This is a genomic window from Streptomyces sp. NPDC002793, assembly GCF_040295485.1.
GTDB lineage: Bacteria > Actinomycetota > Actinomycetes > Streptomycetales > Streptomycetaceae > Streptomyces.
This window is the reverse complement of sequence record NZ_JBEOVL010000132.1, coordinates 1-1785: the sequence shown is the minus strand read 5'-3', so window position 1 is coordinate 1785 and position 1785 is coordinate 1. Positions and strand designations below refer to the sequence as shown.

The following is a 1785-nucleotide window of genomic DNA, read 5'->3' as shown; positions in this document are numbered from 1 at the left end:
GGATGCTGTTGGCGAATGCCCCTTCGTCGTGACGTCGGCCTGATCCATCTCGTTGGTGGGTCAGGCCGACGTTGTGTTTGGGGTGGGCAGATGTCGTTGCGTCCTGGTGTGCCTGGCGAGGTGCCGGCGGAGACGGTCAGGGTGGCCCGCGCGGCCTTCCCGAAGGGGTGCTTGGCAGTCCGGGTGAGAGATGTGCTCGGGTCGGTCTTCACCGATGCGGAGTTCGCGGGTCTTTTCTCGGGTCGGGGGCGGCCTGCGGCGTCGCCGGGCCGGTTGGCGATGGTGCTGGTGTTGCAGTTCGCCGAAGGGATGTCGGACCGGCAGGCCGCTCACGCGGTGCGCTCCAGGATCGACTGGAAGTACGCGCTCGGGCTGGAGCTGACCGATCCGGGCTTCGATTTCTCCGTGCTGAGCGAGTTCCGTGGACGGCTCATCGCCGGTGGCGTCGAGGCCGGGGTGCTGGATGCGGTCCTGGAGAGCGTTTCGGCGGCCGGGCTGCTCAAGGCCGGTGGACGTCAGCGCAGTGATGCCACGCATGTGCTGGCGGCGGTGCGGGAGGTGAACCGGCTGGAGTCCGTGGTCGAGGCGATGCGAGCGGCACTGAACGCACTGGCGGTCGCGGCTCCGCAGTGGCTGGCCGAGCGGACGCCGCCGGAGTGGTTCGACCGGTACTCCGCCCGGCCGGAGGACACGAAGTTCCCCAGCCGCTGGGCTGCCCGGCTCAGCCACGCCGAACAGGTCGGCCAGGACGGCATGACGCTCCTGCAAGCTGTGTGGTCCGTTGACGCGCCTGCCTGGCTGAGGGAGCTGCCGGCCGTGGAGTTCCTACGGCAGATGTGGGTGCAGGAATACCAGGTCAGCGACGGTGAGGTGAGCTGGCGCAAGCCGAAGGACTGCCCGCCGGGGCAGTTACGGATCCGCTCGGCCTATGATCCGGACGCCCGCAACGGGGCCAAACGCGACCGGGCCTGGTGCGGCTACAAGGTTCATCTGACCGAAACCTGCGAACCCGATGCCCCACACCTGATCACCGAGGTCATCACCACCACCGCCGCCACTGCCGACGTCCAGGTCACCGACCAGATCCACGACGCTCTCGCCCGCCGGGACCTGTTGCCTGATGTCCATCTGGTCGACGCCGGCTACGTCGATGCCGCACACCTGGTCGCCGCCCGCCGTGACCATGGCATCGAACTGGTGGGACCGGTCGGCGCCAACACCGGCTGGCAGGCCGCCGCGAACAACGGCTACAGCATCGACGACTTCGCCGTCGACTGGGACAACAAGCAGGTGACCTGCCCGAACGGCAGGACCAGCAGACAGTGGCAGCACGACGGGCGACGCTCGTCAGGCCCCGTGATCCGCGCCCGATTCTCACCCGCGGACTGCCGCCCCTGCCCCTCACGCGACCAGTGCACCCGCGGCGTCGCCTACATGGGACGCGAGATCACCCTGCGGCACCGCGACGAACACGAAGCCCTCCGAACAGCCCGGCTCGACCAGCAAACCGACCCATGGAAACAACGCTACAAGCACCGAGCCGGCATCGAAGGCACCATCTCCCAGGGCGTCCGCGCCTTCGGGCTGCGCAGGTCCCGCTACCGAGGCCATCCCAAAACCCACCTGCAACACCTGCTGACCGCAGCCGGAATGAACCTCACCCGCCTCGACGCCTGGCTCACAGGCACCCCACTCGCCCCAACACGCACCTCACACTTCGCAGCACTCCGCCCCACCGGATAAATCCGATGGGGCGGAACGAAGGGGCATTCGCCAACAGCATCC

1 protein-coding gene is annotated in these 1785 nt (G+C 68.2%); it reads left to right on the top strand.

Annotated features, from left to right (window positions below; genetic code table 11):
- Nucleotides 1-90: 90 nt before the first annotated feature.
- Nucleotides 91-1743 (top strand): IS1182 family transposase, encoded by a 1653-nt coding sequence (locus ABT001_RS35945; RefSeq protein WP_203184413.1) that lies wholly within the window; start codon nucleotides 91-93, stop codon nucleotides 1741-1743.
- Nucleotides 1744-1785: the final 42 nt, after the last annotated feature.

Excerpts from the sequence above, each read along its gene's own strand:
- ABT001_RS35945 (WP_203184413.1), top strand. The coding sequence starts at position 91 with ATGTCGTTGCGTCCTGGTGTGCCTGGCGAGGTGCCGGCGGAGACGGTC.